The organism is Lysobacter helvus (assembly GCF_018406645.1).
Taxonomy (GTDB): Bacteria; Pseudomonadota; Gammaproteobacteria; order Xanthomonadales; family Xanthomonadaceae; genus Noviluteimonas; species Noviluteimonas caseinilytica.
Genome location: NZ_AP024546.1, coordinates 927760 through 953284, shown reverse-complemented (window position 1 = coordinate 953284; position 25525 = coordinate 927760). Strand labels below are relative to the sequence as shown.

The following is a 25525-nucleotide window of genomic DNA, read 5'->3' as shown; positions in this document are numbered from 1 at the left end:
GGGGCCACCGCATGAATACAGCGGCGACGACAGAGGGCGCGAGCGCGTCCATTCCGGAATTCCGACAGGTCATGGGGCATCCCCGGCCGTTGTGGATGCTCTTCATGACGGAGTTCTGGGAGCGCTTCGCGTTCTACGGCATCCGCTGGGCGCTGACGCTGTACATCGTGCAGGCCTTCTACGCCGGCGGCGGCGAGGGCGAAGCGCCCGCCAGCCGCATCTACGGTGCGTACCTGGCGCTGGTGTACGCCGCGGCGATCTTCGGCGGCTACGTCGCCGACAAGATCCTCGGGTACCAGCGATCCATCCTGCTCGGCGCGGTGGTGATGGCGGCGGGCCTGTTCATGATCGCCTACCCCGACGAGACGGTCTTCCGCCTGGGCCTGGCGACGGTGATCGCGGGCAACGGCCTGTTCAAGCCGAACATCTCGACGATGGTGGGCAAGCTGTACACGCCGACCGACCAGCGCCGCGATTCCGGGTTCACGCTCTTCTACATGGGCATCAACCTGGGCGCGATGGTCGCGCCGCTGCTGACGGGCTGGATGGCCGAGCACATGATGGGCGGCACGCCCACGATGCCGACCTACAAGATCGTCTTCATGGTGTCGGGCGTCGGCATGCTGATCAGCCTGGTGTGGTTCTGGTTCGGCCGCCGCCAGCTCGAAGGCATCGGCCGCCCGCCGGAAGAAGGCGCCGCCGGCAAGCGCAAGGTGCTCTACGTGCTGGCCGCGGCGATCGTCGCGATCCCGGTGATCTTCTTCCTGCTCAGCATCGACGCCGGCACGCTGCAGTACGTGCTCAGCGCGATGTTCGTCGTGCTGTGCGTGATGATCCTGATCGAAGGCGTGCGCGAAGGCCCGGTGCAACGCGACCGCGCGATCGCGATGCTGCTGATCTTCCTGTTCAACGTGCTGTTCTGGTGCTTCTTCGAACAGGCGGGCAGCTCGTTCAACTTCCTCGCCGAGAAGATCGTGGACCGCGACATGTTCGGCCACGTGTTCCCGGTGGGCTGGTTCCAGTCGGTCAACTCGCTGGCGATCATCGTGTTCGCGCCGATCCTGGCGTGGACGTGGGTGAAGATGGGCACGCGCAATCCGTCGATCCCGCGCAAGTTCGGCCTGGGCATCATCTTCAATGGCCTGGCGTTCCTGCTGCTGATGGGCGCGCTGTCGGGCATGGTGGATGCGGCCGGCAAGATCCCGTTCTGGACGCTCTTCATGGTCTACGTGATCCAGTCCATCGGCGAGCTGTGCCTGTCGCCGATCGGCCTGTCGATGACCACCAAGCTGGCGCCGCTGAAGCTCGTGGGCTTCGCGATGGGCGGATGGTTCCTGTCGACGGGCATCGGCAACAACCTGTCGGGCATCTTCGCCAGCCACGTCAGCGGCGAGACCGGCATGACCGTGGCCTCGGCGTACTCGGGTTACACGCAGGGCTTCATCATCCTGATGGTCGGCGGCGTGGGCCTGTTCCTGATCGCGCCGTTGATCCAGAAGCTGATGCACGGCGTGAAGTGACGCAGTGGCCCGCGCAAAGCGCGGCTAGCCACTGCGTCATCCCCGCGTAGGCGGGGATCCAAAAAAAGGCGGCCTCCGGGCCGCCTTTTTTCATTCCAGCATCGCGGGCAATCCGGTGTTGGCGAGCTTGTCGAGGATGCGCTCCAGTTGCGCGCGTTCGTCCGCATCCAGCGTCGCAAGCAACTTGCGTTCGCGCCCCAGCGCCAGCGGCACGATCTCGTCGTAGATCTGGTAGCCGGCTTCCGACAACGTGAGCACCGAACGCCGGCGATCGTCGCCATGCATCTCGCGCGTCAGCAATCCGCGTTCCAGCAAATGCGCGACCGCGCGGCTCACGGCCACCTTGTCCATCGCGGTGCGCTCGGCGACGGTGTTCGCCGACAACGCGGGATACCGCCCCAGCACCGCGATCACGCGCCACTCGGTGATGCCGAACCCGAAGCGCGCCTGGTACAGCCGCGCGATCGCCTGGCTGATGCGGTTGGACAGCACGCTCAGCCGGTAGGGCAGGAAGCGGTCCAGGTCGAGCTCCGCGTGGTCGTGGTCGGCGTGCGGGTCGGGCGTATTCACGAACATCCCCCGGGGTATGGTTTCAGCTGAAACTATGGAGGTGTAGGATGCGCCTCCTGCCCCCTTGTCCCCCGGAAGAATGCCATGAGCGCCCAACCCAACCTCGGCATGCAGGTCACCACCTTCGAGAACCCGATGGGGATCGATGGCTTCGAGTTCGTCGAATTCGCGGCCCCGCAAGGCCAGGGCGACCTGCTGCACGACTATTTCCGCCGCATGGGCTTCACCGCCGTGCTGCGCCACAAGACGCGCGCGCTGACCGTGTATCGCCAGGGCGGCGTCAATTTCCTGGTCAACGAAGAGCCCGATTCCTTCGCCGCCGACTTCGCCGCCGCGCACGGCCCGAGCGCCTGCGGGTTCGCGATCCGCTTCCGCAAGCCGGCCGATGAAGTCTGCAAGACCGTCCTCGGCAACGGCGGCGAAGCGATCTCGCACAAGCCGGACACGAAGGCGGTCGACGCGCCCGTGGTCAAGGGCATCGGCGATTGCATGCTGTACCTGGTCGACAAGTACGGCGACAAGGGCAGCATGTACGACGACTTCCTGCCGGTGCAGGGCGCGGATCAAAATCCGAAGGGCTTCGGCCTGACGTTCATCGACCACCTCACGCACAATCTCTACTTCGGCAACATGCAGAAGTGGTCGGATTACTACGAGCGCCTGTTCAACTTCCGCGAGATCCGCTACTTCGACATCAAGGGCAGCAAGACGGGCCTGGTGTCGAAGGCGATGACCGCGCCGGACGGCATCGTGCGCATTCCGCTCAACGAATCCAGCGATCCGAAGTCGCAGATCAACGAATACCTCGACGCCTACAAGGGCGAGGGCATCCAGCACATCGCGTGCTTCACCGACGACATCTATTCGACGGTGGAAGCGATGCGCGCCGAAGGCATCGAGTTCCTCGACACGCCGGACACGTATTTCGACGTGATCGACCAGCGCGTGCCGAACCACGGCGAAGACGTCGCGCGCCTGGCGCGCAACAAGATCCTGATCGACGCCGACGCCGAGACCAAGCAGCGCAAGCTGCTGCAGATCTTCACCCAGAACGCGATCGGCCCGATCTTCTTCGAGATCATCCAGCGCAAGGGCAACGAAGGCTTCGGCGAAGGCAACTTCCAGGCGCTGTTCGAGAGCATCGAACGCGACCAGATGCGTCGCGGCGTCCTGTAAGCGACGAATTCCAAGAATCCCCTCCCCACGCAGTGGGGAGGGCCAGGGAGGGGAAGCTTTTGATCACATCCACCGGCTACCAATCCGGCTTCGCCAACGAATACGCCACCGAAGCCGTCGCAGGCGCGCTTCCCGTCGGCCGCAATTCTCCCCAACGCGTCGCCCACGGCCTCTACGCGGAGCAGATCAGCGGCACCGCGTTCACCGCGCCGCGCCGCGAGAACCGTCGCAGCTGGCTGTATCGCATCCGCCCCGCGGCGATGCACGGCACGTTCGCGCGCTTCGACCAGCCGCATTTGCACAACGAATTCGACAACGGCCCGGTCACGCCGGACCAGCTGCGCTGGAGTCCGCTGCCGATTCCCGAAGCGCCCACCGATTTCATCGAGGGCCTCTTCACGATGGCGGGCAATGGTTCGCCCGCCGCGCAGCACGGCGTCGGCATCCACCTGTACGCCGCCAACCGCGACATGCAGGACCGTTTCTTCTACGACGCCGACGCGGAGATGTTGTTCGTCCCGCAACAGGGCCGGCTGCGCATCGAAACCGAACTCGGCGTGCTGGAAGTCGAACCGCAGGAAGTCGCGATCGTCCCGCGCGGCATCCGCTTCCGCGTCGCATTGCCCGATGGCGCGTCGCGCGGCTACGTCTGCGAGAACTTCGGCGCGCTGCTGCGCCTGCCCGACCTCGGCCCCATCGGCAGCAACGGCCTGGCGAACGCGCGCGATTTCCTCGCGCCCAACGCGGCGTTCGAGGAGCGCGAAGGCGATTTCGAGCTCATCGCGAAATTCCAAGGCCACCTGTGGCGCGCAGCGATCGGCCATTCGCCGCTCGACGTCGTCGCCTGGCACGGCAACTACGCGCCGGTGAAGTACGACCTGCGCCGCTTCAACGCGATCGGTTCCATCAGCTTCGACCATCCCGATCCGTCGATCTTCACCGTGCTCACCTCGCCCAGCGACACGCCCGGCACCGCGAACCTCGACTTCGTCGTGTTCCCGCCGCGCTGGCTCGTCGCGCAGGACACGTTCCGCCCGCCGTGGTTCCACCGCAACGTGGCGAGCGAATTCATGGGACTGGTGCACGGCGTGTACGACGCGAAGGCCGAAGGCTTCGCGCCCGGCGGCGCATCGCTGCACAACTGCATGAGCGGGCATGGGCCCGACGCGGCGACGTTCGAGAAAGCGTCCGCCGCCGACCTCGCCAAGCCCGACGTCATCAAGGACACGATGGCTTTCATGTTCGAAACGCGCGCGGTGATCCGGCCGACCGCGCAGGCGATGGACGCCGCGCATCGCCAGCGCAACTACCAGGATTGCTGGGCGGGATTGAAGAAGCAGTTCAAGGCGCCCTGAAGCAGGGCGTTGTCATTGCGTTGACGCGCGTGGTCTAGGCTGCGCGCACCATCACGAGAGGACACTGCATGCGCGCCTACCTGCGCCCGACCGCCCTGGCTTTCGCGATCACGATCGCCGCCACCGCCTGCACGGGCCGCGATGCAACGCCCGCCGACACCACCCCGTCGCCCGCCACCGTCGCCGCGCCCGCCACGATGGCGATGCCGCCGGCCGCGACCGTCGCGCCTGCACCGTCGACGACCGCGATGCCCGCACCGGCAACCACCACGATGACCGACACCGGCCCGCGTCCGGCCGAAGGCGCGATCACCTTCGCCGGCTTCGGCCCCGCGCATTGGGGCGCGAGCGAAGAGCAGGTGCGCCAGGCCTGGGGCAAGGACCTCGACGGCGCACCGTCGGAACCGAACGGCTGCTACTACCTCTTCCCGACGCCGCGCAGCGAAGGCGGCTTCCGGTTCGCCTTCATGGTCGAAGGCGGCCACTTCTCGCGCCTGGACGTGCGCGTGCCCGACATCACCGCGCCGGGCGGCGGTCGCGTCGGCATGACCACCGCGCAGATCCACGATCTGTACAAGGGCGTCGCCGAGCAGAAGCACAAGTACGTCGAGGGCGCGATGAACCTGCGCGCGACGGATCCCGACGGCGGCCCCGGCATCGCGGTGTTCGAGACCGATGCCACCGGCAAGGTCACCGCGTGGCGCCTCGGCGTGCCGCCGCAGGTGGACTACGTGGAAGGTTGCTCCTGATCGGTTGAACCGCTCCAGCCGCCCCGATGCGGGGAGGGCGCGCGCGCCGGCCGGGTTAGACTCCGGCCGGCGCACGCGAACGGAGGAGCGGCCATGCTGTTCGAAGTCTGGGGAATGTTCCTGCTCGGCCTGGTGTTCCTGATGCTCGGTGGCGATTCCGTCATCAAGGGCGCGTCGGGCCTCGCGGCGCACTACAAGCTTTCGCCGTTCGTCACGGGCCTGGTGCTCGTTGCCTTCGCCACCTCGGTGCCCGAACTCGTCGTCAACGCGCGCGCCGCGTGGGTCGGCAGCCAGTCGCTCGCCCTCGGCAACGCGGTGGGCAGCAACCTCGTGAATTTCGGACTGACCCTCGGCCTGGCCGCGCTCGCCGCGCCGCTGGTCGTGCGCTGGCGCGCGCTGTCGCCGCTGCTGGTGTGCTTCATCGTGCTCGGCATCGCGGTGGTCGGACTGGGCTGGGATGGCGTGCTCTCGCGCATCGATGGCCTCGTGCTGGTCGCGGCCTTCATCGCGGTGTTCGCGTTCGCACTCGCGCGTTCGCGCGTGGCGCAGGAAGAAGTGCGCACCGTGCTGAGCGAATACGCGACGACGCGCGGCGGACTGGGCCTCAACATCGCGCGATTCGTCATTGCCTCCATCGTGTTGTTCTTCGGCGCGAAGTGGATCGTGCATGCCGCGCCGCAAGTCGGCGCCACGCTCGGCATGGGACCGATGCTGACGGGTCTCGTGCCCGTCGCCATCGGCACCGCGTTGCCGGAAATCGCGGCGGCCGTGCTGGCCGCGCGACGCGGGCAGGGCGACGTGGTCGTGGGCCATGTCATCGGCTCTAGCCTGCTCAACCTCACGCTGGTGCTGGGCGGCATGGCGAGCTTCCGCGCATTGCCGCTGCCGTCGTCGTTCGTGCACTTCGAAGTGCCGGCGGCGATCGCGTTCGCGGTGGCGCTGTATCCGATGCTGCGCGGCGACCTGCGCATCGGCAAGGGCGAAGGCGCGATCCTCGTCGTCGCGTACCTCGCGTGGCTGGTGTTCGTGCTCGTCTCCGGCGCGCACTGACGGGCACCACGCGCGCCCGCGACGGCCGCTAGACTCCGCGCATGCCCACGCCCTCGAAAGCGCCCGGAGTCCTGACGCGCGCGCAACGCGCCCTCGTCGAATTCTTCCGGCTGGAAGCGGCCGGCGGGATCGTGCTGATCCTGGCCGCGGTGCTGGCGCTGGTCCTCGTCAACTCGCCGCTCGAAGGGCTGTACCACGCGGTCGTCGATCCCGTGCACCACTGGATCAACGACGGCCTGATGGCGGTGTTCTTCCTGCTGGTCGCGCTGGAGATCAAGCGCGAAGCCTTGAGCGGGCAACTCGCCGGCCGCGAACAACTCGTGCTGCCGCTGGTGTGCGCCGCCGCGGGCGTGCTGGTGCCGGCGCTGCTGTTCACCGCGCTCAACCACGACGATGCGTCGGCGATGCGCGGCTGGGCGGTGCCGACCGCGACGGACATCGCGTTCGCGCTCGGCGTGCTCGCGCTGCTCGGCTCGCGCGTGCCGGTGGGGATGAAGCTGCTGCTGTCGACGATCGCGGTGGTCGATGACCTCATCGCGATCCTGATCATCGCGCTCTTCTATTCGCAGGGCCTGTCGTTGCATGCGCTCGGCGCCGCGGCCGTCGCCTTGTTCGCGATGTGGATGCTCAACCGCCGCGGCGTGAAGCACCTGGCGCCGTACCTGCTGCTCGGCCTGGTGCTGTGGGTGTGCGTGCTGAAGTCGGGCGTGCATGCCACGCTCGCCGGCGTCGCGACCGGGCTGATGATCCCGCACGTCGACAAGCGGAACGCGATCGACGACGAGGTGGAACACTCGCCGCTCGAAACGCTGGAACACGCGCTGCACCCGTGGGTCGCGTTCGCGATCGTGCCGTTGTTCGCCTTCGCCAACGCGGGCCTGCCGCTGGGTGGCATGGCGCCGGCGCATGCGTTCGCTGCGTTGCCGCTGGGCATCGCGCTCGGCCTGGTGGTCGGCAAGCCGATCGGCATCCTCGGCGCGGCGTTCCTGATGCGCGCGCTGGGCTGGGCGCGCTTCCCGCAGGGCGTGGATGCGCGCGCGATGCTCGGCCTCGGCATGTTGTGCGGCATCGGCTTCACGATGAGCCTGTTCATCGCGTCGCTCGCGTACCACGACGCGGTGCGTTACGACGAAGCGGTGCTCGGCATCTTCGTCGCCTCGGTGCTGTCGGCGCTTGCGGGCCTGGCCTGGCTGCGCATCGTGCTGCCGGCGCGGAACGCAGGCTGATGCGCCACGCCCTCGTCTTCGGCGGCACGGGGCAAATCGGCGCGCCGTTGCTGGATCGCCTGCACGAGGCCGGCTGGCGCATCACGGCGGTCACGCGGGGCAACGTGCTCGATCGTCCCGGCATCCAATGGCTGCAAGGCGAATTGCCTACGCTGGCTGATGCACCACGCGACGTGGACGCGATCTTCAGTTGCGGGCCGCTGGACCTGTTCGCGCAGTGGTATGCGCAGGCGAACATCGACTGCCCGCGCGTGGTCGCGTTCGGGTCCACCAGCGTCGACGTGAAGCGCGGCTCCGCCGATCCCGCCGAACGCGCGGTGGCCGAACGCTTGCGCAAGGGCGAGACCCAGGTCTTCGAACGCGCGGCCGCCGTGGGCGCGAATGCCACGTTGCTGCGCCCCACGCTGGTCTACGGCGCCGGCCGCGACCACACGCTCACCCGCATCGCCACGCTCGCGCATCGCTGGCGGCGCTTCGTGCTCCCGCGCAACGCGAACGGCCTGCGCCAGCCCGTGCACGTGTGCGACCTGGCCGACGCGGCGTTCGATTGCTGCGATGCGCCCGCCAGTTTCGGCAAGGCCTACGCGCTGCCCGGCGGTGAACGCATCGCGTATCGCGACATGGTGGAGCGCGTGCTGATGACGCTGCATCCGCCACCGCGCTTGTACGAAGTGCCTGGCCTCGTGTTCACGGCCGCATTGCTGGGCGCACGCGCGCTCGGGAAGGTCGGTGGATTCGGTGACGCGGCGGTCGCGCGGATGCGCACCGATCTCGTGTTCGATCCGGCGCCCGCGGCAAAGGACTTCGGGTATGCCCCGCGTCGCTTCCGGCCGACGGCTGCCATGTTCAGGGCGCATGGGGCAGACTTCGACGCATGAACCTTGTCCGCCGTCGTTTCGTCGCCGCCTTCCTCGCCCTTGCCACGACCGTTGCGTTCGCCGCACCGGCGCGCACGCCCGCGCAGGAAATCGACGCCCTGATCCAGCGCGTCGCCGCCGCGCGCGGCGTCGCCTTCATCCGCAACGGCAGCGAATACACCGCGCAGGACGCGGCCAAGCACCTGCGTCGCAAGCTCGGCGCGGCGAACGGGAAGATCACGACGCCGGAGCAGTTCATCGCGGAGCTCGGCACCAAGTCGTCGATGTCCGGCAAGGTTTATCGCGTGCGCCTGGCCGATGGACGCGAGATGGATAGCGCGGTTTGGCTCAAGGGCTTGTTGCGCGACCTTCGCGCAGGCCGCTAGCGCCTCAGCATTCTTCCGCGGTCGGCAGCGGCCGCAGCTTGGCCATCGCACGCAGCGCGATCAGCAACACGCCGCCCAGCACCATCGCGCCGCCGATCCACAGGCGCGGCCCGGGCCGGTCGCCCCAGAACAGCAACCCCAGCACGACGGCCAGCACCGGCGTGAGCAACAACCACGGCGTCACCTGCGCCACGGGATGCCGCTGCACGAGCACGTAGTACAAGCCGTGCCCGAACAACGATGCGAACACGGCGGAATACAACGCGCCGCTCCAGCCGATCCAGCTCGCCTCGCGCAACGCCTGGAAGCTGCCGGGCTCGAAGATCGCGCTCAACGCCAGCAACGGCAGCACGCCGATGATCGCGGTCCAGCCTTGCTGGCTCACCATGTTCAGGCCGGTGAGCTGCCGCATCAGCACGGTGCCGATCGCGAGGAACAAGGCCGACACCAGCATCAGCACCAGCGACATCGGTTGGTCCAGCACGATCGGATCGAACCCCAGCACCAGCACGCCGGCGAAACTCACCGCGATCGCCAGCCCCGTGCGCCAGCCGAAGCGTTCGCCCAGCCACCACCACGCCAGCAACGCCGCCATCGGCACGTAGCTCTGCATCAGGATCGCGGGCGACGACAGGTCGCCTGCCAGGTGCAGCGCCCAGAAACTCAATCCGAAATGCAGCACGCCGTTGAACAGCGCCACCGCGATCAGCAACGGCCACTGCCCGGGCGCGGGCTTGCGCACGAACCACGCGAGCGCGCTCAGCAGGATCGTCAGCCGCACGGCGACGAACAGGAACGGCGGGATCTCGCGCAGCGCGAAGGCGGAGGTCAGGAAGTTGCCGGCCCACGCCAGGTTGATGACGAGGACGAGGAGCAGGTCGCGACCGCGCAATCCGCCGCCGCGCGTGGCGGGTGTCACCACGTCAGTCCGAGCTTGCGGTAGCCCTTCGCCACCACCCATGCCGGACCGATCAGCAGGTAGGTCAGGTCGGTGAGGAAACTCGGCTTGCGGCCTTCGATCTTGTGCCCGATGAACTGCGCGATCCACGCCACCACGAACACGGCGATCGCCAGGCCCAGCAACGCGCGCGCCCCGATCGTGGAATACAGCCAATGCGTGAGCCAGCCCATCGCCGCGAACACGACGAACATCCCGAGCGCCAGGCGCCGCGACGCGCGCAGGTAATAGCTCAACGCCCCGAACATCGCGAACGCCGCGACGATCCCCGGCTTGAACCAGCCGTTTTCCGGCACCGGCACGCACCACAGCAACGCGATCACGCTCCACAGGATCGCCGGCACCGCGATCACGTGGATGCGCTGGTTGACCGGATTGCGGTGGTCGTCGGAATAGCTGGCGAACCAGCGATCGATGTCGCGGGTGGTGCCGTGCGCGTTGGCGGGCGTATCCATCGCGATTCCTTCAGTCGACCGAAAGACCGGCAAGGCGCTGCAGCGCCTCGGCGTATTTGGCGCGCGTGCGTTCGATCACTTCGGCCGGCAGCTTGGGGCCGGGCGGCGTCTTGTCCCAGCCCACCTGCTCCAGGTAATCGCGCACGAACTGCTTGTCGTAGCTCGGCGGGCTGATGCCCACGCGGTATTCGTCGGCGGGCCAGTAACGCGACGAGTCGGGCGTGAGCATCTCGTCCATCACGTACAGGCGTCCGTCGGCGTCGGTGCCGAATTCGAACTTGGTGTCGGCGAGGATGATGCCGCGCTGCGCCGCGTATTCGCGCGCATGCGCATACAGGCGCAGCGTTGCGTCGCGCACCTGTTCGGCGAGATCGGCGCCGACGGTCTTCACCATCGTGTCGAAGTCGATGTTCTCGTCGTGGTCGCCGACGGCCGCCTTGGTCGACGGCGTGAAGATCGGCTGCGGCAGTTGCTCGGCCTGCTGCAGGCCGTGCGGCAGCGTGATGCCGCTGACGCGTCCGGTGCGCTGGTAATCCTTCCAGCCGCTGCCGATCAGGTAACCGCGCGCGATCGCTTCGACCGGCACGGGCTTGAGCTTCTTCGTCACCACCGCGCGTTTGGCATACAACGATGCATCCACGCCTTCGGGCAATACGCTCGCGACGTCGACGCCCGTCAAATGATTCGGCATCAGCGCGCGCGTGCGGTCGAACCAGAAGTTGCTGATCTGGCAGAGCATCTCGCCCTTGCCGGGAATCGGATCGGGCAGCACCACGTCGAACGCGGAAAGCCGGTCGGTCGCGACGATGAGCAGGCGGTCGCCGGGCAGGTCGAAGACATCGCGGACCTTGCCGCGGTGCCGCAGCACGAGGCCGGGCAGGTCGGCCTGGAGCAGAGAGGGTCGAGTCGATTCGCCGGACATCGCCACGCAGCCACCGGGGACGCAGGGCGCCGTAGTGTACGCCGGCCCGCCCGCGCGGCGGCCGGCGCCGGGCACGAACCAGTAGACTGCGCGCCATGCGCTGGTACGGAAAATTGCTGGGCGCCTTCGCCGGCGCCGCCCTGATGCGCGGCAACCCGCTGCTCGGGCTGATGATCGGGCTGCTGCTCGGGCATGCGCTGGACCAGGACTGGTTCAAGAGCCCGAGGGACAACCCCTACCGCGTGCTCGGCCTGACCGACGAGGCCACGGATGCGGAAATCGACCTCGCCTACCGCCGCCTGATCTCGCAGTACCACCCCGACCGCCTCGCCGGCGCCGCCACCGAACTGCAGCGCCAGGCCGAGGCCCGTGCGCGCGAGATCAACGGCGCCTACGACCGCATCCAGGCGCTGCGCAAGCGCCGCTGACCCACCAGGATCCCGTCCATGCAGCCCACCGTCATCGCCCCTTCGATCCTCTCGGCCAACTTCGCCCGCCTCGGCGAGGAAGTGGACAACGTGCTGAAGGCCGGCGCCGACTGGGTGCACTTCGACGTGATGGACAACCACTACGTGCCCAACCTCACGATCGGCCCGCTGGTGTGCGAAGCCCTGCGCAAGCACGGCGTGACCGCGCCGATCGACGTGCACCTGATGGTGGAACCGGTCGATCGCCTGGTGCCCGACTTCGCGAAGGCCGGCGCCACGATGATCTCCTTCCATCCCGAAGCCAGTCGCCACGTGCACCGCACCGTGCAGCTGATCAAGGCCAACGGCTGCCAGGCCGGCCTGGTGCTCAACCCGGCCACGCCGATCGAAGTGCTCGACTACGTGCTCGACGACCTCGACATGGTGCTGCTGATGTCGGTCAACCCGGGCTTCGGCGGGCAGGCCTTCATTCCCTCGGCGCTCGACAAGCTGCGCCGCGTGCGCGAGCGCATCGACCGCTCGGGCAAGGCGATCCGCCTGGAAATCGACGGGGGCGTGAAGCCGGAGAACATCGCCGAGATCGCCTCGGCCGGCGCCGATACCTTCGTCGCGGGCTCGGCCATCTTCAGCCAGCCGGACTACGCCGACGTGGTGCGCCGCATGAAGGACGCGGTGGCCGCGGTCCGCTGACGCCGCAAAAGCAAAGGCCGACACCTTTCGATGCCGGCCTTTTTGGAAGCAATCCCGCTTCCGTCCGTCTTCCCTGCGATGGCCTTCGATTTTCCGGGGCAACGGTGACGCCTGCGTGACAATCGCTGCCGCAGCGCAGCACACTGGCCCCATGCCGCACGACACGATCACCCTCGAACAATTCCAGGCCTATGCCGAAGCCGGGTACACCCGCATCCCCGTGGTGCGCGAGGTGTTGTCCGACCTCGACACGCCGCTGTCGGTGTACCTCAAGCTCGCCGACGGGCCGCATACCTACCTGTTCGAATCGGTGGAAGGCGGCGAACGCTTCGGCCGCTACTCGATCATCGGCTTGCCCGCGCGGCGCGTGTATGCGTTCGCGGGGCGCACGTTGTACGTCACCGAGCACGGGGAGCTCGCGGAGATCCGCGAGGTCGAGGATCCCTTCGCGGAAGTCGAACGCCTGCGGTCGGAGCATCGCGTGCCCGTCGTCGAAGGGCTGCCCGGGTTCACCGGCGGGCTCGTCGGCTGGTTCGGGTTCGAGTGCGTGCAGTACATCGAACCGAAGCTTGCCGCGAGTTCCGGCAAGCCCGATGAACTCGGCACGCCCGACATCCTGCTGATGTTGAGCGAAGAGGTGGCGGTCTTCGATAACCTCAAAGGCCGCCTGTACCTGATCGTGCACGCCGACCCGCGCGAACCGCAGGCATGGGCGCGCGCGCAGCGTCGCCTCGATGCATTGGCGCATCGCCTGCGCCACGCCGGCGCCGGTTATCCGGAAACGCTGGTGCCGGCCGCGCTCGACGAAAGCCACTTCGTGTCCGGCTTCACGCGCGAAGGCTTCATCGATGCGGTGGAGCAGTGCAAGGAATTGATCCGCGCGGGCGACATCTTCCAGGTCGTGTTGTCGCAGCGCTTGTCCGTGCCGTTCCAGGCGCGGCCCGTCGACGTGTATCGCGCGTTGCGCGCGCTGAATCCGTCGCCCTACATGTATTTCCTCGACGTCGGCGGCACGCAGGTGGTGGGTTCGTCGCCGGAGATCCTGGTGCGCCAGCAGGGCGGGCAGATCACCGTGCGCCCGATCGCCGGCACGCGGCCGCGCGGCAAGACGCACGAAGAAGACCTCGCGCTCGAGGCCGAACTGCTCGCCGATCCGAAGGAACGCGCCGAACATCTGATGCTGATCGACCTCGGCCGCAACGACGTCGGTCGTGTCGCGCAACCCGGCACGGTCGAAGTGGGCGAGCGTTTCATCATCGAACGCTACAGCCACGTCATGCACATCGTCAGCGAAGTCACCGGCACGCTGCAGGACGGACTGAGTTACGCCGACGTCCTGCGCGCGACGTTCCCCGCCGGCACCGTGAGCGGCGCGCCGAAAGTGCGTGCGCTGGAAGTGATCCGCGACCTCGAACCCGTCAAGCGCAACGTGTATTCCGGCGCCGTGGGCTACATCGGCTGGAACGGCGACGCCGACACCGCCATCGCCATCCGCACCGCCGTCATCCAGGACGGCCGCCTGCACGTGCAGGCCGGTGCCGGCATCGTCTACGACTCCGATCCGGCGAAGGAATGGGACGAGACGATGAACAAGGGTCGCGCGTTGTTCCGCGCGGTGGCGGAAGCGGCGAAGGGGTTGTGATGCGGCGGGCGCTCGTCACCGTCGCGCTGGTGGTCCGCGATTACGACGAAGCGATCGATTACTACACGCGCGTGCTTGGCTTCACGCTGGTCGAGGATCGCGACATGCCGGCGGAGCACAAACGCTGGGTGGTGGTGGCGCCGGGACAGGATGGCGCGCATCTGTTGCTCGCACGGGCCGCCAACGATGCGCAGCGCACGCGTGTCGGCGACCAGACCGGCGGCCGCGTGTTCCTGTTCCTGCACACCGACGACTTCCAGCGCGACTTCGACGGCTACCGTGCCCGTGGCGTGCGTTTCCTGGGCGAGCCGCGCGTCGAACCGTACGGCAAGGTCGCGGTGTTCGAGGACCTGTACGGGAATCGTTGGGACCTGATCCAGCCCGCGTGAGGATTGCGGACGGCGTCGGCCGCTCCGGCGCCGCGACCGCGTATGCATGGACAGGCGCGGCGCGCGCCTGCCGTCATCCCTGCCCGGGACCTCCCATGCCCATCACCAACACCGATTCCGGCACCAACATCCACGAAATCGCCGACCGCATCTATCGCATCAACACGCCCGTGACCTTGCCGGGTGATGCGGGGGCGTTCTCGTTCAACCAGTACCTCATCGACGACGACGAACCGCTGCTCTTCCACGCCGGGCTGCGCCAGTTGTTCCCGCTCGTACGCGACGCCGTCGCGACCGTGATGCCGGTGACGCGGCTGCGCCACATCGCGTTCTCGCACGTGGAAGCCGACGAATGCGGCGCGCTCAACCATTGGCTCGAAGCGGCACCGCAGGCGGCGCCGTTGTGCGGGACCGTTGCGGCGATGGTGTCGATCGGCGACCTGGCCGATCGCGCACCGCGTGCGCTCGCCGACGGCGAAACCATTTCGCTCGGCACGCACACGATGCGCTGGTTCGACGCGCCGCACCTCCCGCACGGCTGGGAGTGCGGGTTCATGATGGAAGAGCGCACCGGCACCTTGTTGTGCGGCGACTTGTTCACGCAACCGGGCCCCGGCACGACACCGCTCACCGAAGCCGACATCCTCGGTCCGAGCGAAGCGTTCCGCCACGTGATGGACTACTACGCGCACAGCCGCGACGCCGGCGCGCTGCTGGAAAAACTCGCCCGCACCAATCCGACGACGCTCGCCTGCATGCACGGCAGCGCGTGGCGCGGGGATGGGGCTGCGTTGTTGCGCGCACTGGCTGGCGAACTGGCCAGCTGATCGATTCGAACGAGACCGGCGCCACGCGCCCCGCAGAGGTTGCCGAATGCGCCTTCCCGACGATATCCCCGCCAGCGCTGCGCCCCGTGCGCGGCGCGTGCTCGTGGCCGACGACAACAGCGATATCACGCTCACGCTGTCCGTGCTGCTGGCGTCGATGGGGTTCGAGGTGCATTGCGCGTCCGATGGCCTGGAGGCGCTCGCCATTGCGAAGCGGCTCAGCCCTGACCTGCTGTTCCTGGATATCGGCATGCCGGGGATGGATGGCTGGGAAGTCTGTCGCCGCGTGCGGGTGCTGCAGGGCGACGCGCCCGCGATCATCGCCATCACCGGTTACGGGCAGGACGACGATCGCGCGCGCTCGCTGCAGGCGGGATTCGATGCGCATGTCACCAAGCCCTTGCAGCACGAAGCGCTGGTCGGCCTGGTCTCGCGGCTTTCGGGCGCGCGCGAACCGCGCGCCGCGCCGACGCTGCGGGTGATCGCGCAGGCGTTCCGTGATGCCCTCGCCGCGACGCGAGGGGTGTTGCAGGTCCTCCAGCGCGACGCCGCGCTTCACCGGGTGGATCCCGAGGCGGTGGAAGGCATGTCGCGCCAGCTCGATGCCCTGGAACAAAGCCTCGAAGACCTCGTCGATCCCGCGCGCCCGGCGCGCCGGGACGGCGACGCCCTGACAACGCGTTGACGATCGCGGGAGGACGCTGCGCGCCATGGCCACCACCCTCATCACCGGCGCGAACCGCGGCATCGGCCTCGCATTGGCACGGCAGTTCACCGCGCGCGGCGACGACGTGATCGCGGTGTGCCGCACGTCGAGCGATGCCCTCGATGCAACGGGCGCGCGCGTGGAAGCCGGCATCGATGTCACCGACGAAGCGGCCGTGGCTGCACTCGCAACCAAGTTGCGTGACGTGCGCCTGGACCTGCTCGTCCTCAACGCCGGCATCCTCGAACGCGATTCACTGTCGACCCTCGCGGTCGACGCGTTCCGCCGCCAGATCGAAGTCAACACGCTCGGCCCGCTGCTGGTCGTGCACGCGTTGCGCGATCGCCTCGCCGACGGCGGCAAGGTCGCGCTGATCACCAGCCGCATGGGCTCGATGGAAGACAACACGTCGGGCGGCTACTACGGCTACCGCGCGTCGAAGGCCGCGTTGAACGCGATCGGGAAATCGCTCTCCGTCGACCTGGCGCCGCGCGGGATTTCCGTCGTGCTGCTGCACCCGGGCTACGTCGCCACCGAGATGGTCGGCGGGAGCGGCGATGTCACGCCGGAGCAGGCAGCGACGCAACTGATCGCGCGGATCGATGCGTTGGTCCCCGCGCAGACGGGGACCTTCCAGCACGCGAACGGCACGTCGCTGCCCTGGTAGTCGCGGTCAGCGTTCGAACGCGCCGATGTCCGTCGCACCGACCGTGCGCGGGAACCCCGGGCCCCGCTGGTCGTAGGTGAACCCGCCGGGATTGGCGCCCGCGGAGATCGCGGGACTGCCGCTGCGCAGCGCCTGCGTCCACGTGGGACCGCCGTTGTCGGTGAGCGGTGCCAGCAGCGGATCCGCCGTCAGCGTGTCGAGCGGCGCAGGCAGGTTGGTCGACATGATCAGGTTGTGCGCACCGATCAAGCGGTCGCCCGGATCACCGAAGCCGCCGATGTCGCGGTAGGGCGCGCCGGCGCAGGTGTTCTTCGCGAAGATGCTCGACTCGATCTCCGTCTCGCCGCTGCCGGTGAACACGGTGGAGTTGAGGCATCCGCCAGCATGCCGGTTGTAGGCGACGGTGGAGTTGAAGATGGTGCGCACCCCGCGCGAGAGGTTGACGGTGTCGTAGACGCTGCGGTTGCCGGAGATGGTGCTTTCGAGGATCGCCAGCGGGACGTCGTCGAAGATGCCGTCGAGGGTCACGATCCACCACGCGTTCTTGTTGCCGGAAATCGTGGTGGTGGCGATCACCGCCTCGCCGCTGGCTTCCAGTGCGCCGCCGTCGTTGTCGGAGATGGTCGTGTCGCGCGTCATCAGCCCGTTGCCGACCCACGCACCGCCGGCACGGCTTGCGTGGTTGCTGCTGATGCGGCTGTGGACCGCGTTCAACCGCCCCAGCACGTAGATCCCGCCGCCCTCCGGCTGCCCGAATGCGCCGACGTCGAAGCCGGTGTTGCCGGTCACTCCACTGTGGTCCAGCTCGACGCGGTCGACGGCATAGATGCCGGCGCCGAACGCCCGCGCGAATCCCGTCGCGCGCACGGCGCACCAGCGCACGCGCGAGCGATTCAGGTGCACCGCGCCGGTGGAATGGATGCAGCCGCCGAACGCCGCGACGCTGCTCTGGTAGAACCCGCGCTGCAGCGTGAGATCGTTGACGGCGATGCCGCCGGCGCCGGTGTGGCGGAAGATCGAGAAGTGTTGTCCGCCATCGATGGTCAGCTTGCCGGCACCGGGCCCCGCGAACGCAAGGTTGGCTTGCGGCACGGCGATGTGGCCGCTGGTCAGCACGATGCGCCAGCACCGCAGGCCGCGCATGTCGATCACGTCGCCGTTGGCCGCGATCGCCACCGCCGCACGGAGGCTGCCGCCACCGCTGTCGTTGCAGTTGGTGACGGGGATGTTCGCGGCGCGCGCGGGCGTGGGATGGGCAGCCATGCCTGCGAGTGCCAGCGTCGCTGCGAGCATGCCGATGCGCGGATGGCGCAAGTTCGCGGAAGCGATGTGCATTCAGTTTTCTCCTTGAAAACAAAGGGCGCACGCGCGCCCGGGCCCCTGTGATGTGACCCAACGCGCACGGTGCGCGTCGCAGGCCATGCACATCGCGCGAAGAAACGGCGGAGTACGCTGTATCGATGAGCCTCCCCTTGTCCGTCCTCGACCTCGCGCCCGTCACGCAGGGGCATGTCCCCGCCGATGCGTTCGCCAATGCGGTCGACCTCGCGCGCAATGCAGAACGTTTCGGCTACGCGCGCTACTGGCTGGCCGAGCACCACAACATGCCCGGCATCGCCAGCGCGGCGACGTCGATCCTCATCGGCCACGTCGCCGGGCACACCACGACGATCCGCGTCGGCGCGGGCGGGATCATGCTGCCCAACCACGCACCGCTGCAGGTGGCCGAGCAGTTCGGCACGCTCGCATCGCTGTATCCGCAGCGCATCGACCTGGGCCTGGGCCGTGCACCCGGCACCGACCAGCCGGCCGCGAAAGCGTTGCGGCGCTATTACGCGAGCGCGGACGATTTCCCCGCCGACGTGGTGGAACTGCTGCGCTACTTCGAACCCGTGCAACCGGGCCAGGCGGTGCAGGCGGTGCCGGGCGCAGGCATCGCGGTGGAAGCCTGGATCCTCGGCTCCAGCCTGTTCGGCGCCAACCTCGCCGCGGCGCTCGGCTTGCCGTACGCATTTGCATCGCACTTCGCACCCGATGCGCTCACGCAGGCGCTCGCGCATTACCGCGCGCACTTCCGGCCCTCGGCGCGCCTTGCGCGGCCGCACGTGATGCTGGCGTTGAACGTGGTGGCCGCCGACACGGACGCGGAGGCCGCGCGCCTGTTCACCACGCAGCAGCAGGCGTTCATCAACCTGCGGCGTGGACGGCCGGGGCTGGTGCCGCCGCCGCTGGCGAGCGCCGAAGCGCTGGACGCGCTGTGCACGCCGCAGGAACGGGCGGGCGCGGACGCGGCGCTCGCGTGCCGCGTGATCGGCGCGCCCGGGACGGTGCGCGAGGGCATGCGCGCGTTCGTCGAACGTCACCAGCCCGACGAGCTGCTGCTGACCGCCAACGTGTTCGACCACGCTGCGCGCGTGCGCTCGTTCCGCCTGGCCATGGAGGCGTGGCGCACCCCGTAGGGCGCGCGGGGCTGCTGCGGGTATCCTGTGGGGCCCGCCGTGCAGCCCAGGTCCCGCCGTGCTGTTGATGATCGACAACTACGACAGCTTCACCTTCAACCTCGTGCAGTACCTGCAGACGTTGGGGGCGGAAGTGCGCGTGGTGCGCAACGACGCGATGACGGTGGCGGAGATCGCGGCGCTGGCGCCGGAGCGAATCATGATTTCGCCCGGCCCGGGCACGCCGGACCAGGCGGGCGTGTCGCTGGACGTCATCCGCGAACTCGGTCCGCGCATCCCGGTGTTCGGCGTGTGCCTGGGGCACCAGAGCCTCGGGCAGGCCTACGGCGGTGACGTCGTGCGCGCGAAGACGATCATGCACGGCAAGACCTCGCGCATCCGGCATGCGGGGAAGGGCGTGTTCGCCGGCTTGCCGGATGGCTACGAGGCCACGCGCTACCACTCGCTCGTCGTCGCGCAGGACACGCTGCCCGACTGCCTCGAAGTGACGGCGTGGACCGAAAACGATGACGGCTCGATCGACGAGATCATGGGCCTGCGCCACAAGGCGCATCCGGTGGAAGGCGTGCAGTTCCACCCGGAATCGATCCTCACCGAGCACGGCCACGCGCTGCTGAAGAATTTCCTGGAAGGCTGACCCGCATGCCCATCACGCCGCAGGAAGCGCTCCAGCGCACCATCGAACACCGCGAGATCTTCCACGACGAGATGGTCGATCTCATGCGCGCGATCATGCGCGGCGAAGTCTCGGACACCATGACCGCAGCCATCCTCACCGGCCTGCGCGTCAAGAAGGAAACCGTTGGCGAGATCGCCGGCGCGGCGTCGGTGATGCGCGAATTCGCGCGCCCGGTGCCGGTGCGCGATCGCATGCACCTCGTCGACATCGTCGGCACGGGCGGCGACGGCGCGAGCACGTTCAACATTTCCACGGCGTCCATGTTCGTCGCCGCGGCCGCCGGCGCACGCGTGGCCAAGCACGGCGGGCGCAGCGTGTCGTCGAAGTCGGGCAGCGCCGACGTGCTGGAAGCGCTCGGTGCCAGCATCGAACTCGAGCCAGAACAAGTCGCCGAATGCATCGAACGCACCGGCATCGGCTTCATGTTCGCGCCCGTGCACCATCCGGCGATGAAAGTGGTCGCGCCGGTGCGCCGCGAGATGGGCGTGCGCACGATGTTCAACATCCTCGGCCCACTGGTGAACCCGGCCGATGCGCCGAACGTGCTGATGGGCGTGTTCCATCCCGACCTCGTCGGCATCCAGGTGCGCGTGCTGCAGGAACTCGGCGTGCAACGCGCGCTGGTGGTGTGGGGCCGCGACGGCATGGACGAGTTGTCGCTCGGCGCCGGCTCGCTGGTCGGCGAACTGCGCGACGGCGTGGTGCGCGAGTACGACGTGCACCCGGAAGACTTCGGCATCGCGATGGCCGCCTCGCGCAACCTGCGCGTGGTGGATGCGAACGAATCGCGCACCTTGCTGCTCGCCGCGCTCGACGGCACGCCGGGCCTGCCGTGCGAGATCGTCGTGCTGAACGCGGGCGCGGCCTTGTACGTCGCGGGCGTCGCGCCGTCGATCGCCGAAGGCATCACGCTCGCGCGCAAGGCCATCCGCTCCGGTGCGGCGCGCGCGAAGCTCGACGAATTCCTCGCCGCCACGCGTGCGCTCGCAGGCAAGCCCGCATGAACACGTCGTTCGCGAAACTCCCGGAGCCGCCGTACTACGCGGTGATCTTTTCCTCGCAACGCAACGCCGAAGACGACGCCGGTTACGGCGCCGCCGCCGACCGCATGCTCGAACTCGCCGCGCAGCAGCCCGGCTACCTCGGCGCGGAAAGCACGCGCGGCGCCGACGGCTTCGGCATCACCGTGAGCTACTGGGCCAGCGAAGCGGCCATCCTGGCGTGGAAGCACCACGCCGAGCACGCCGCCATCCGCGCGCACGGCCGCAAGCACTGGTACGACCATTTCGAACTGCGCGTGGCGAAAGTCGAGCGCGCGTATGGCAAGCCGATCCCCCGGCCCGTGGCGTGAAAGGACACAATTCGATGCGCGACGTGCTGCAGACCATCCTCGAACGCAAGGCGGAAGAAGTCGCCGAGCGCCGCGCCCTGCGCTCGCTCGACGCGGTGCGTGAGGCGGCGCTCGCGCAACCGCCGCCGCGCGGGTTCGTCAAGGCGTTGCGGGCGAAGCGCGCGCTCGACCTGCCGGCGGTGATCGCCGAAGTGAAGAAGGCCAGCCCGTCGAAGGGCCTGATCCGCGCGGACTTCGATCCCGCCGCGATCGCGCGCAGTTACGAAGCCGGCGGCGCGGCGTGCCTGTCCGTGCTTACCGACGTCGACCATTTCCAGGGCAGCGATGCGTACCTGCAGCAAGCGCGCGCGGCGTGTTCGCTGCCGGTGCTGCGCAAGGATTTCACCATCGATGCCTACCAGGTGTACGAGGCGCGCGCGCTTGGCGCCGACTGCATCCTGCTGATCGTCGCCGCGCTCGACGACGTGCGCCTGGCCGACCTCACCGTGCTCGCGCTGGAACTGGACATGGACGTGCTGGTGGAGGTGCACGACATCGACGAACTCGAACGCGCGCTGCAGGTGCCCGCGCCGATGCTGGGCATCAACAACCGCAACCTGCGCACGTTCGACGTCAGCCTCGACACGACCATCGCCATGCGCGACGCCGTGCCGGCCGACCGCATCCTCGTCACCGAGAGCGGCATCGCGACGCGCGACGATGTGGCGCGCATGCGCGACCACGGCGTGCATTCGTTCCTGGTCGGCGAAGCCTTCATGCGCGCGCGCGATCCGGGCACCGCGCTGCGCGAGCTGTTCGCATGAGCGCGATGACGCCGATGCCGGGCGCGCCGCTGGTGGTGTTCGACTTCGACCACACGCTCTACGACGGCGATTCCGGCGGACACCTGGTGCTGTGGCTGCTCAAGCGGAGCTGGCCGCGGCGCATCGCGGCGTTGCTGGCCTTGCCGGTGTTGCTGCCGCTGGTGGCGTTCCTGCCCACGCGGCGCTACGGGATCTCCGGGTTCCTCTGGATCGGCACGCTCGGCCTGCACGCGCGCAACGACCTGGATGCGCTGATCGACGACTACGTGTCGCACGATGCGCCCAACATCCGGCGCCGCCTGTTACCCGTCGCGCTCGCCGTGCTGCAGAAGCACCGCGACGCCGGCGATCGCGTGCTGGTCGCCACGGGCGCGCCGCCGGAACTCGCGCGCGCCATCCTCGATTTCGTCGCGCACCAGGATTTGCCCGTGATCGGGAGCCTGTCGCGCCCGTTCCTCGGCGGCCTCGTGACGCGCGAACACTGCCACCACGCGAACAAGATGCGCATGGTGCGCGACGCCGGTTATGGCCCGATCGCAGTGGCGTATACGGACAGCTGGGCGGATTTGCCGTTGCTGCAGGCGGCGAAGCGCCCGGTGGTGGTGAACCCGAAGCCCGGTCGCATCGATGCTTTCCGCGCCGCGCTGCCGCCCGGGACGCCGATCCTCAACTGGGGGTGCGCGAGCCGCGGGGGCGACGCGCCGAAGGCGTCAGTCGCCTAGCAGCTTCACGAAGTGCCGCGATCCATCGGCGTAGCCGCACGCGTGGTAGAAGGCGTGCGCACCGGTACGCGAGGGGTTGCTGGTGATTTCAAGGCGCACCGCGCCCGCCTTGCGCGCACGCGATTCCACTTCGCGCAGCAGGCGGCGGCCGATGCCTTCGCCGTGGCAATCCGGCGAGACCACGAGCGCGGTGATGCGCGCGACGTCGGCGCCGCGCGTGAGCGAGTAGTTGAGCTTCACCGCGGCCAGGCCGCAGGGCGTGCCGTCGCGTTCGGCGAGCAGCAGGAACTGGCGGTCGTCGGTGCGGTAGTGCGCGATGCGCCCGACGGCTTCGGCCTCCGTGCACGGATACCCGAGGACATCCAGCAGGGTGCCGACCGCCGCGGCGTCGGTGGCTTCGACGCCGCGCACGCGGATCGTGGCGCCGGAGGCGTCGGCGCCGCCCATCTCAGCCGCGCGTCCCGTAGAGCACGACGGTCTTGCCGCGGGCGTGCAGCTTGCCCTCGGTTTCCAGCTTCTTCAGCACGCGGCCGGCCATCTCGCGGGAGCAGCCGACCAGGCGCGCGAGCTCCTGGCGCGAGACGCGCAACTGCGTGCCCTGCGGGTGGCTCATCGACTCGGGCTCGCGGGCCAGGTCGTGCAGCGTGCGCACGATGCGGTCGGTGACGTCGAGGAAGGCCAGGCGGCCGGCCTTGCGGCTGGTGTCGAGCAGGCGGCGGGAGAGCTGCGAGCCGATCATGTAGAGGATGCGCGGGGCGTCCTGCATCAGGGGGCCGAGCAGCAGCTGGTAGAGGCGCTCGTAGCTGATCTCGGCCAGTTCGCACGGGGTGCGCGTGCGCAGCGCGACTTCGCGCCGCTCGGTTTCGATGAACAGGCCCATCTCGCCGACGAACTCGCCGGTGCCGAGATAGCCGAGCACGAGCTCCCGGCCGTCGTCCTCTTCCGTGATGATGCTGGTGGAGCCGTTGACCACGTAGTACAGCGTGCCGGCCGGGTCGCCCGGGCGGAACACGTCGGTGCGGGTGGGGTAGCGGCGGCGGTGGCACTGCGCCAGGAAGCGTTCGAGCGTGGCGGCATCCGGCGCGAGCGGGCTGATCGCGCGGCGGAGCGGCGTGGCGTGCGCAGGCAGGTTGGGGCTCATGGGCACTTGGGCTTTGTTCGGGGGATCGCCGGAGCGTAGCCCCAAAGCCGAGCCAGCGGAATAGTGCGTGCACGTGACGCGATGCCCCGCGGGGGCCGCATGCCGCATAATCGCGCCCCTCGCCGGCCCCCCTTCGCCGCGCACCCTTCGAGGTCCCGACCGATGGTCAAGCCGCTGCCGCGCCTGAAGCTCCAGGGTTTCAACAACCTGACCAAGGCGCTGTCCTTCAACATCTACGACGTCTGCTACGCGGTGTCGGAAGAGCAGCGCGGACGCTACATCGAGTACATCGACGAGGAATACAACGCCGACCGCCTCACGCAGATCCTGACGGACGTGGCGGAGATCATCGGCGCCAACATCCTCAACGTGGCGCGCCAGGACTACGACCCGCAGGGCGCGTCGGTGACGATCCTGATCAGCGAACAGCCGGTGGTGGAGAAGGCGCTCGCCAAGGGCGTGATCTCCGAGGCGGTGGTCGCGCACATGGACAAGTCGCACATCACGGTCCACACGTATCCGGAAACGCATCCGGACAACGGCATCGCCACGTTCCGCGCCGACATCGACGTGGCCACGTGCGGCGTGATTTCGCCGCTGAAGGCCCTGAACTACCTGATCGAAAGCCTGGAATCGGACATCGTGGTGATGGACTACCGCGTGCGCGGCTTCACCCGCGACATCAAGGGCCGCAAGCACTACATCGACCACAAGATCAACTCGATCCAGGACTACCTGGCCAAGAACGTGAAGTCGCGCTACGAGATGCTCGACGTCAACGTCTACCAGGAAAACATCTTCCACACGAAAATGCATCTGAAGGAGTTCGACCTCGACAACTACCTGTTCGAGGAGAAGGCGAAGAATTTGTCCTTCAAGGAACGCATGAAGATCGAAGCGCGGTTGAAGCGCGAGATCGAAGAGCTCTACCACGGCCGGAACCTGGTGGAGTAAGCACCTCCCCTCCGCGGAGGTCAAAAAGAAACCCGCCATCGGCGGGTTTCTTTGGGTGGGGTCACGCCAGCCCTAGATCCGGTAGGCAATGGCCTTCATCAGGTTCGACGCCATCGCCATCACCGCAGGCACTGGCTGCGGCAGCAATCGCGCGCCCTGCGCCTCGGCGTGGTCCGCATGGCGGGCCTCGTCGGCCTTCATCGTTTCCAGGATGGCGCGGCTGCGCAGGTCGGCGGCGGGCAGTTGTTCGAGGTGCTCGTGCAGGTGGGCTTCGACCTGGCGCTCGGTTTCCACCACGAAGCCCAGGTTCCAGCCGTCGCCCCGGAGCCCGGCGAGCAGGCCGATCGCGTAGCTGCCCGCATACCAGACCGGGTTGAGCAGGCTCGGGCGCGCGTCGAGTTCGCCGAGGCGGTCGGCGCACCAGGCGAGGTGGTCGGTTTCCTCGGCGGCGGCGGCGAGCAGGGCGGCGCGGGTCACGGGGTCGCGGGCGACGGCGGCCTGGCCGACGTAGAGGGCCTGCGCGCAGACCTCCCCGACGTGGTTGATCCGCATCAGGCCGGCGGCGTGCCGGCGTTCTTCGTCGTCCAGGACCACGTCGGCGCGGTCGCCGGCGGGGTTGGCGCGGACCGCGTCCGGGCGGCCGAAGACGGTGCCCAGCGCGTTCTGCGCATCGGCGAGCAGCTGGTCGAGGGGGTTGAGTTGGCGCATGGGCGGCAGTCTAGCCGCGACCGGTGGCTGAACCCGTTCAGGCTGGGGACATGTCGGGGCGCGTTCCTGAACGGCCTCCCTATTCCTTTGTGAGGGAGTTCACGCTTAGACTCCGCGGGCCGGGGTCTCATTTGG

General features: G+C 68.4%; 30 protein-coding genes. 22 read left to right on the top strand and 8 right to left on the bottom strand.

What is annotated here, in order from left to right; all coding sequences use genetic code 11:
• The first annotated feature begins 11 nt into the window (after positions 1 to 11).
• A complete protein-coding gene (locus LYSHEL_RS04725; RefSeq protein WP_213436190.1) occupies positions 12 to 1520 on the top strand; it encodes a peptide MFS transporter in 1509 nt (502 codons plus the stop codon).
• Between the two features lie 90 nt (positions 1521 to 1610).
• Here the strand turns inward: LYSHEL_RS04725 and LYSHEL_RS04720 are convergent, their stop codons facing one another.
• Positions 1611 to 2096, bottom strand: a complete 486-nt coding sequence (locus LYSHEL_RS04720) for a MarR family winged helix-turn-helix transcriptional regulator (RefSeq protein WP_213436188.1) — start codon at positions 2094 to 2096, stop codon at positions 1611 to 1613.
• A 102-nt stretch (positions 2097 to 2198) separates the two neighbouring features.
• Here LYSHEL_RS04720 and hppD point away from each other — a divergent pair, with 102 nt between their 5' ends.
• From hppD to LYSHEL_RS04685, 7 genes are all read left to right on the top strand, one after another.
• The gene (hppD, locus tag LYSHEL_RS04715) at positions 2199 to 3266 is read left to right on the top strand and encodes a 4-hydroxyphenylpyruvate dioxygenase (RefSeq protein WP_213437593.1); all 1068 of its coding nucleotides are present in this window, start codon (positions 2199 to 2201) and stop codon (positions 3264 to 3266) included.
• Between the two features lie 59 nt (positions 3267 to 3325).
• The gene (hmgA, locus tag LYSHEL_RS04710; RefSeq protein ID WP_213436186.1) at positions 3326 to 4621 is read left to right on the top strand and encodes a homogentisate 1,2-dioxygenase; all 1296 of its coding nucleotides are present in this window, start codon (positions 3326 to 3328) and stop codon (positions 4619 to 4621) included.
• A gap of 68 nt (positions 4622 to 4689) precedes the next feature.
• Positions 4690 to 5370 carry a hypothetical protein gene (locus LYSHEL_RS04705; RefSeq protein ID WP_213436184.1) on the top strand — a complete coding sequence of 227 codons (681 nt, stop codon included), beginning with the start codon at positions 4690 to 4692 and terminating at the stop codon, positions 5368 to 5370.
• A 93-nt stretch (positions 5371 to 5463) separates the two neighbouring features.
• A complete protein-coding gene (locus tag LYSHEL_RS04700; protein ID WP_213436182.1) occupies positions 5464 to 6420 on the top strand; it encodes a sodium:calcium antiporter in 957 nt (318 codons plus the stop codon).
• A 41-nt stretch (positions 6421 to 6461) separates the two neighbouring features.
• Positions 6462 to 7646, top strand: coding sequence for a Na+/H+ antiporter NhaA (gene nhaA / locus LYSHEL_RS04695; RefSeq protein ID WP_213436180.1), 1185 nt, complete (start codon positions 6462 to 6464; stop codon positions 7644 to 7646).
• Positions 7646 to 8524 (top strand): NAD-dependent epimerase/dehydratase family protein, encoded by an 879-nt coding sequence (locus tag LYSHEL_RS04690; protein WP_213436178.1) that lies wholly within the window; start codon positions 7646 to 7648, stop codon positions 8522 to 8524. Before nhaA ends, LYSHEL_RS04690 begins: the two co-directional genes overlap by 1 nt.
• The gene (locus LYSHEL_RS04685; RefSeq protein ID WP_213436176.1) at positions 8521 to 8889 is read left to right on the top strand and encodes a DUF5329 family protein; all 369 of its coding nucleotides are present in this window, start codon (positions 8521 to 8523) and stop codon (positions 8887 to 8889) included. The genes LYSHEL_RS04690 and LYSHEL_RS04685 overlap by 4 nt, the downstream gene beginning before the upstream one ends.
• 4 nt (positions 8890 to 8893) lie before the next feature.
• Here the strand turns inward: LYSHEL_RS04685 and LYSHEL_RS04680 are convergent, their stop codons facing one another.
• Genes LYSHEL_RS04680 through LYSHEL_RS04670 form a run of 3 tightly spaced genes read right to left on the bottom strand, consistent with a single transcriptional unit; the run spans position 8894 to position 11224 of the window.
• On the bottom strand, positions 8894 to 9808 hold the full coding sequence (locus LYSHEL_RS04680; RefSeq protein WP_213436174.1) for a DMT family transporter: 915 nt from the start codon (positions 9806 to 9808) through the stop codon (positions 8894 to 8896).
• Entirely contained in the window at positions 9805 to 10302 is a 498-nt protein-coding gene (locus LYSHEL_RS04675; RefSeq protein WP_213436172.1) for an Mpo1 family 2-hydroxy fatty acid dioxygenase, read from the bottom strand. Before LYSHEL_RS04675 ends, LYSHEL_RS04680 begins: the two co-directional genes overlap by 4 nt.
• A gap of 10 nt (positions 10303 to 10312) precedes the next feature.
• Positions 10313 to 11224 (bottom strand): phosphoribosylaminoimidazolesuccinocarboxamide synthase, encoded by a 912-nt coding sequence (locus LYSHEL_RS04670; protein WP_213437591.1) that lies wholly within the window; start codon positions 11222 to 11224, stop codon positions 10313 to 10315.
• A gap of 95 nt (positions 11225 to 11319) precedes the next feature.
• Here LYSHEL_RS04670 and LYSHEL_RS04665 point away from each other — a divergent pair, with 95 nt between their 5' ends.
• The 7 genes from LYSHEL_RS04665 (at position 11320) to LYSHEL_RS04635 (ending at position 16573) form a co-directional block, all read left to right on the top strand.
• Positions 11320 to 11652 (top strand): J domain-containing protein, encoded by a 333-nt coding sequence (locus tag LYSHEL_RS04665; protein WP_213436170.1) that lies wholly within the window; start codon positions 11320 to 11322, stop codon positions 11650 to 11652.
• A gap of 18 nt (positions 11653 to 11670) precedes the next feature.
• Entirely contained in the window at positions 11671 to 12342 is a 672-nt protein-coding gene (rpe, locus tag LYSHEL_RS04660; RefSeq protein WP_213436168.1) for a ribulose-phosphate 3-epimerase, read from the top strand.
• 151 nt (positions 12343 to 12493) lie between these two features.
• A complete protein-coding gene (gene trpE, locus LYSHEL_RS04655; RefSeq protein WP_213436166.1) occupies positions 12494 to 13984 on the top strand; it encodes an anthranilate synthase component I in 1491 nt (496 codons plus the stop codon).
• Positions 13984 to 14373 (top strand): VOC family protein, encoded by a 390-nt coding sequence (locus LYSHEL_RS04650; RefSeq protein WP_213436164.1) that lies wholly within the window; start codon positions 13984 to 13986, stop codon positions 14371 to 14373. The genes trpE and LYSHEL_RS04650 overlap by 1 nt, the downstream gene beginning before the upstream one ends.
• A gap of 95 nt (positions 14374 to 14468) precedes the next feature.
• On the top strand, positions 14469 to 15200 hold the full coding sequence (locus tag LYSHEL_RS04645; RefSeq protein ID WP_213436162.1) for an oxygen-binding di-iron domain-containing protein: 732 nt from the start codon (positions 14469 to 14471) through the stop codon (positions 15198 to 15200).
• Positions 15201 to 15303: 103 nt separating this feature from the next.
• A complete protein-coding gene (locus LYSHEL_RS04640; protein WP_213436161.1) occupies positions 15304 to 15885 on the top strand; it encodes a response regulator in 582 nt (193 codons plus the stop codon).
• 25 nt (positions 15886 to 15910) lie between these two features.
• Positions 15911 to 16573 (top strand): SDR family oxidoreductase, encoded by a 663-nt coding sequence (locus LYSHEL_RS04635; RefSeq protein WP_213436159.1) that lies wholly within the window; start codon positions 15911 to 15913, stop codon positions 16571 to 16573.
• 6 nt (positions 16574 to 16579) lie between these two features.
• On the opposite strand, the gene LYSHEL_RS04630 is transcribed toward LYSHEL_RS04635, so the two are convergent.
• The gene (locus LYSHEL_RS04630) at positions 16580 to 17908 is read right to left on the bottom strand and encodes a choice-of-anchor Q domain-containing protein (RefSeq protein WP_213436157.1); all 1329 of its coding nucleotides are present in this window, start codon (positions 17906 to 17908) and stop codon (positions 16580 to 16582) included.
• 125 nt (positions 17909 to 18033) lie between these two features.
• Between LYSHEL_RS04630 and LYSHEL_RS04625 the strand changes: the two genes are divergently transcribed.
• From LYSHEL_RS04625 to LYSHEL_RS04600, 6 genes are read left to right on the top strand one after another with little or no spacing between them, the layout of a single operon-like run.
• On the top strand, positions 18034 to 19032 hold the full coding sequence (locus LYSHEL_RS04625) for an LLM class flavin-dependent oxidoreductase (protein ID WP_213436155.1): 999 nt from the start codon (positions 18034 to 18036) through the stop codon (positions 19030 to 19032).
• A gap of 58 nt (positions 19033 to 19090) precedes the next feature.
• Positions 19091 to 19669, top strand: a complete 579-nt coding sequence (locus tag LYSHEL_RS04620; RefSeq protein WP_213436153.1) for an anthranilate synthase component II — start codon at positions 19091 to 19093, stop codon at positions 19667 to 19669.
• A gap of 5 nt (positions 19670 to 19674) precedes the next feature.
• Positions 19675 to 20715 carry an anthranilate phosphoribosyltransferase gene (gene trpD / locus LYSHEL_RS04615; RefSeq protein ID WP_213436151.1) on the top strand — a complete coding sequence of 347 codons (1041 nt, stop codon included), beginning with the start codon at positions 19675 to 19677 and terminating at the stop codon, positions 20713 to 20715.
• Positions 20712 to 21062, top strand: coding sequence for an antibiotic biosynthesis monooxygenase family protein (locus LYSHEL_RS04610; RefSeq protein WP_213436149.1), 351 nt, complete (start codon positions 20712 to 20714; stop codon positions 21060 to 21062). Before trpD ends, LYSHEL_RS04610 begins: the two co-directional genes overlap by 4 nt.
• A 14-nt stretch (positions 21063 to 21076) precedes the next feature.
• Positions 21077 to 21865, top strand: coding sequence for an indole-3-glycerol phosphate synthase TrpC (gene trpC / locus LYSHEL_RS04605; RefSeq protein WP_213436147.1), 789 nt, complete (start codon positions 21077 to 21079; stop codon positions 21863 to 21865).
• The gene (locus tag LYSHEL_RS04600) at positions 21862 to 22587 is read left to right on the top strand and encodes a haloacid dehalogenase-like hydrolase (protein WP_213436145.1); all 726 of its coding nucleotides are present in this window, start codon (positions 21862 to 21864) and stop codon (positions 22585 to 22587) included. Before trpC ends, LYSHEL_RS04600 begins: the two co-directional genes overlap by 4 nt.
• On the opposite strand, the gene LYSHEL_RS04595 is transcribed toward LYSHEL_RS04600, so the two are convergent.
• Positions 22576 to 23034 carry a GNAT family N-acetyltransferase gene (locus tag LYSHEL_RS04595; RefSeq protein ID WP_213436143.1) on the bottom strand — a complete coding sequence of 153 codons (459 nt, stop codon included), beginning with the start codon at positions 23032 to 23034 and terminating at the stop codon, positions 22576 to 22578. The two genes, LYSHEL_RS04600 and LYSHEL_RS04595, sit on opposite strands and share 12 nt — an antisense overlap.
• Before the next feature lies 1 nt (position 23035).
• Complete coding sequence (crp, locus tag LYSHEL_RS04590) at positions 23036 to 23728, bottom strand: cAMP-activated global transcriptional regulator CRP (RefSeq protein WP_213436141.1); 693 nt, start codon at positions 23726 to 23728, stop codon at positions 23036 to 23038.
• Between the two features lie 162 nt (positions 23729 to 23890).
• Here crp and speD point away from each other — a divergent pair, with 162 nt between their 5' ends.
• Positions 23891 to 24682 (top strand): adenosylmethionine decarboxylase, encoded by a 792-nt coding sequence (gene speD, locus LYSHEL_RS04585; RefSeq protein ID WP_213436133.1) that lies wholly within the window; start codon positions 23891 to 23893, stop codon positions 24680 to 24682.
• A gap of 72 nt (positions 24683 to 24754) precedes the next feature.
• On the opposite strand, the gene coq7 is transcribed toward speD, so the two are convergent.
• A complete protein-coding gene (coq7, locus tag LYSHEL_RS04580) occupies positions 24755 to 25390 on the bottom strand; it encodes a 2-polyprenyl-3-methyl-6-methoxy-1,4-benzoquinone monooxygenase (protein WP_213436131.1) in 636 nt (211 codons plus the stop codon).
• Positions 25391 to 25525 lie beyond the last annotated feature (135 nt).